The 5,302-nt window shown below is 43.1% G+C and carries 1 protein-coding gene and 2 pseudogenes; all 3 read right to left on the bottom strand.

Translation table 11 applies throughout. The annotated features are described in order from the left end of the window. Window positions 1–142: pseudogene (locus C1642_RS11870) on the bottom strand (DNA transfer protein p32); the annotation flags it as partial. 166 nt (window positions 143–308) lie between these two features. Beyond that, window positions 309–4,502 (bottom strand): DNA-directed RNA polymerase subunit beta', encoded by a 4,194-nt coding sequence (gene rpoC, locus C1642_RS11865; RefSeq protein ID WP_000653927.1) that lies wholly within the window; start codon window positions 4,500–4,502, stop codon window positions 309–311. An 86-nt stretch (window positions 4,503–4,588) separates the two neighbouring features. Further along, window positions 4,589–5,302 (bottom strand): annotated as a pseudogene (gene rpoB / locus C1642_RS11860) (DNA-directed RNA polymerase subunit beta); the annotation flags it as partial.

Raw genomic sequence — 5,302 nt, 5'->3', positions numbered from 1 at the left:
TATGTTTACCTACTGCACCACCTGCACCACCACCGATAGCTGCCGAACCAATACGTTTGCTTTCTGGGCTAGCATTTTGGCAACCTACAAATAGAGTAGTTGACATTAAACCAACACCTGCAATCATCATCATTTTTTTCATTAAAAGCTACTCCTCTACTCAGTTGCGCCTAGAATAGTATGCTTTCATGGAGGGTTTTCCCCCATTAAGTAATAAATTAAGAGTGCTTTAATAGACTTTTTGTAAAAATGGATTATTTTTCCACAAAAAAGGCGCCCTAAGGCGCCTTTTTAATGCAAGTTTAAGCTTAGAATTGTTCTGAGTTTAAAGCTTGGCTAAATGCTTGGTCTACTTCGCTGAAGTCATTGTGAAGAGCATGTTCTGCTGCTTCCGCTTCTTGACGACGACGCTCTAAGTGATATGCAAGACCAGTACCAGCTGGAATCAAGCGACCCACTACAACGTTTTCTTTCAAGCCACGTAAATCATCTTCTTTACCTGTTACAGCCGCTTCAGTTAACACACGTGTTGTTTCCTGGAACGATGCAGCAGAGATGAATGAGTCAGTAGAAAGCGATGCTTTCGTAATACCCATCAATTGACGTTCAAACTTCGCAGGGAACTTGTTCTGAGCCAAGACAGCTTGGTTCTCTTGAACAACGCGGATGTAATCCACTTGTTCGCCTTTAATGAAGCTTGTATCACCACCATCGATGATATCAACTTTACGCAACATTTGACGTACGATAACTTCAATGTGCTTGTCGTTGATTTTTACACCTTGGAGACGATAAACGTCTTGAACTTCGTTCACGATGTAGTTAGTTAAAGCAACTTCACCTTTCAAGCGTAAGATGTCATGTGGGTTTTGTGGACCATCAGAAATGGTTTCACCACGGTTCACATGCTCACCTTCAAACACGTTGATTTGACGCCATTTAGGAATCAACTCTTCGTAAATTTCAGAACCGTCATCTGGAGTAATTACTAAACGGTTCTTACCTTTAGTCTCTTTACCAAAGCTTACGATACCAGACACTTCTGCCAAGATCGCATGTTCTTTCGGCTTACGTGCTTCGAACAAGTCAGCAACACGCGGAAGACCACCGGTAATATCACGAGTACGTGAAGATTCTTGTGGTACACGACCGATAACGTCACCCACACCAATTGTTTCGCCGTCGCGAACAGTCACAATTGTGTTTTGTGGTAAGAAGTAGAACTGTTCACCGCCATCAGTTGTATCTAATACGATTGCTGGACGTAAATCTTTACCAGAAGCAGGACGTGCTGTTACAGGCAAGATTTCAACAGTTGTCATACCAGTTGCATCATCAGTTTTCGATGTTGCAGTTACACCATCAGCAATTTGGCTGAAACGTGCTTTACCAGCAACTTCTGTTACCAATGGATGCGTATGCGGATCCCATGTCGCAACGATACCACCAGCCTCAACAAGCTCACCATCTTTCAACAAGATGCTCGCACCGTAAGGAAGTTTGTAGCGTTCACGCTCACGGCCTAACTCATCGGCAATACCAATTTCACCTGAACGTGAAACTGAAACCAAGTGGCCTTTCGCATGTTGTACAGTTTTTACGTTATGGAAACGTACAGTACCTTTGTTACGTACTTGAACACTGTTTGCAGCAGAAGTTCGGCTTGCAGCACCACCCACGTGGAACGTACGCATTGTTAACTGTGTACCTGGCTCACCGATTGACTGTGCAGCCATTACGCCTACTGACTCACCTGGGTTTACCAAGTGACCACGAGCGAGGTCACGACCATAACATTTCGCACATACACCGAATGTTGATTCACATGCGATTACAGAACGTACTTTAACTTCATCGACACCAGCCTCTTCAAGCTGAGCTGCGATTTTCTCGTCAATTAACGTACCACGAGGTAATACAACTTCATCATCAGATGCACGACGTACATCTTCAGCAGTTACACGACCTAATACGCGGTCACGTAATGGCTCGATGACATCACCACCCTGAATGAATGGAGTCATCACTAGACCACCACTTGTACCACAATCTGGCTCAGTAATTACTAAGTCTTGTGCTACGTCTACAAGACGACGAGTCAAGTAACCAGAGTTCGCAGTTTTCAATGCAGTATCGGCCAAACCTTTACGCGCACCGTGTGTTGAAATGAAGTACTGGAGTACTGTCAAACCTTCACGGAAGTTCGCTTTAATTGGAGTCTCAATAATCGAGCCATCCGGTTTTGCCATCAAACCACGCATACCTGCAAGCTGACGAATCTGAGCCGCACTACCACGGGCACCAGAGTCAGACATCATATAGATACTGTTGAATGATTTTTGCTTCTCGTCTTCACCTTGTTTGTTTTTCACAAGTGTATAAGACAAGTTATCCATCATTGCTTTAGCAACTTGGTCGTTTGTACGCGCCCAAATATCGACAACTTTGTTATAACGTTCACCAGCAGTTACGAAACCTTGTTCGAACTGTTGTTCGATTTCACGAACTTCTGTTTCCGCTTTGTCAATAATTGTGTGTTTCGTAGGTGGAATTAACATGTCTTCCATACCTACAGATACACCTGAACGAGTCGCTTGACGGAAGCCCAAGTACATTAATTGGTCAGCGAAGATAACTGTATCTTTCAAACCAAGTTTACGGTAGCAAGAGTTGATTAACTTAGAGATGTTCTTTTTAGTCATCTCAAGGTTGATCATGTCAAAGCTTAAACCTTCTGGAACAACTTCCCAAAGTAAGCAACGACCTGGTGTTGTATCAACAATAATAGTTTGCTGTTCACGCTCACCATTTTCATTGATAACCGTTTGATGTACACGTACTTTAACACGAGCATGGATCGCAACTTGACCAGTTGCAAGTGCACGGTTTACTTCGTGAGTATCCGCAAACACCATGCCTTCACCTTTCGCGTTTACTGCATCACGAGTGATGTAGTAAAGACCCAAGACAACGTCCTGAGAAGGAACGATGATTGGCTCACCGTTTGCTGGTGACAAGATGTTGTTTGTTGACATCATCAATGCACGAGCTTCTAACTGTGCTTCAAGTGTCAATGGAACGTGTACCGCCATTTGGTCACCGTCGAAGTCGGCGTTGAACGCAGCACAGACGAGCGGGTGAAGACGGATTGCCTTACCTTCAATAAGAATAGGTTCAAATGCTTGAAGACCTAAACGGTGAAGTGTTGGCGCACGGTTCAACATTACTGGATGTTGACGAATTACAGATGCAAGAACGTCCCAAACTTCCGGAGTCTCACGCTCAACCATTTTCTTCGCAGCTTTAATGGTTGTTGCCTGACCTGAAGCTTGTAATTTCGCGAAAATGAATGGCTTGAATAATTCAAGTGCCATTTTCTTCGGAAGACCACATTGGTGAAGACGTAAAGTAGGACCTACAGTAATTACCGAACGACCAGAGTAGTCAACACGCTTACCTAACAAGTTCTGACGGAAACGACCTTGTTTACCTTTGATCATATCTGCCAAAGATTTTAATGGGCGTTTGTTAGAACCAGTAATTGCACGACCACGACGACCGTTATCAAGCAACGCATCTACAGACTCTTGTAACATACGTTTTTCGTTACGTACGATGATGTCCGGCGCTGCAAGGTCAAGAAGACGCTTCAAACGGTTGTTACGGTTAATTACACGACGATATAAGTCGTTCAAGTCAGAAGTCGCGAAACGACCACCTTCAAGTGGAACTAATGGACGTAAATCTGGTGGAAGTACCGGAAGTACGTTCATTACCATCCATTCTGGCTTGTTGTTTGAGTCTTTGAATGCTTCCATCAATTTCAAGCGCTTAGACGCTTTTTTCAACTTCGTTTCAGAAGTTGTTTGAGGAATTTCTTCACGTAAACGTGAAATTTCAGCTTCAAGGTCGATGTCTTTCAACAAGTCTTGAACTGCTTCTGCACCCATTTTTGCAACAAATTCGTCGCCGTGCTCTTCTAGAGCAGTAAAGTATTCTTCATCATTAAGAAGTTGATACTTTTCAAATGGTGTCATACCAGGATCAGTAACAACGTATGATTCGAAATACAATACACGTTCGATATCACGAAGTGTCATATCAAGTAATAAACCGATACGGGATGGTAACGATTTTAAGAACCAGATATGTGCAACTGGAGAAGCAAGCTCAATGTGACCCATACGTTCACGACGAACTTTTGCTGTAGTTACTTCAACGCCACATTTTTCACAAATGACGCCTTTGTATTTCATACGCTTGTATTTACCACACAAGCATTCGTAATCTTTTACTGGACCAAAGATTTTGGCACAGAACAAACCATCACGTTCTGGTTTGAACGTACGATAGTTGATTGTCTCAGGTTTTTTAACTTCACCATGAGACCATGACTTAATCATTTCTGGTGACGCAAGACCAATACGGATACGGTCGAACTCAACTGGTGCATGACCATCTGAGTCCGTTTTCTTACGCATGATATCGAGCAAGTCTTTCAATTTTTTTCTCCGTGTGTCGGGAAGCCTCGCTTACCCGACTGGGTCACAAATATTGTTTTTACCTAAAAAATCGTGAGTCTTACGACTTAGTCACCATTTTTTAGTTCAATGTTGATACCTAAAGAACGGATCTCTTTGGTCAATACGTTGAACGATTCAGGCATACCCGGATCCATATAATGGTTACCATCTACAATATTCTTATAGATGCGAGTACGACCTTCAACGTCATCCGACTTCACTGTAAGCATTTCTTGGAGTGTATATGCTGCACCGTATGCTTCAAGTGCCCATACTTCCATCTCACCGAAACGCTGACCACCGAATTGTGCTTTACCACCAAGCGGTTGTTGTGTAACAAGTGAGTAAGAACCAGTTGAACGCGCATGCATCTTGTCATCAACCAAGTGGTTCAATTTAAGCATGTACATGTAACCAACAGTTACTGGACGGTCAAACTGTTCACCTGTACGTCCATCAAACAATACTGTTTGACCCGTACGTGAAATGTCAGCCAATTCAAGTAAGTCTTTAATTTGACTTTCTTCAGCACCATCAAATACAGGAGTAGCTAAAGGCACACCCGCACGCAAGTTACCTGCAAGCGCTAGAATTTCTTCATCAGTCAAGCTATCAAGATCTTCTTGCTCACCGCCTACTTTGTTATAAATCTTGTCTAAGAATTCGCGCAGTTCTAAAACTGTACGTTGTTCTTTCAACATTTTTTCGATTTTGTCACCAAGCCCTTTAGCCGCCATACCCAAGTGAGTCTCTAGAATCTGACCCACGTTCATACGAGA

The organism is Acinetobacter sp. AKBS16 (genome assembly GCF_002899995.1).
In the GTDB taxonomy this organism is placed as follows: domain Bacteria; phylum Pseudomonadota; class Gammaproteobacteria; order Pseudomonadales; family Moraxellaceae; genus Acinetobacter; species Acinetobacter baumannii.
The sequence above is the reverse complement of the archived record's forward strand: the minus strand, read 5'-3'. Positions and strand labels throughout refer to the sequence as shown.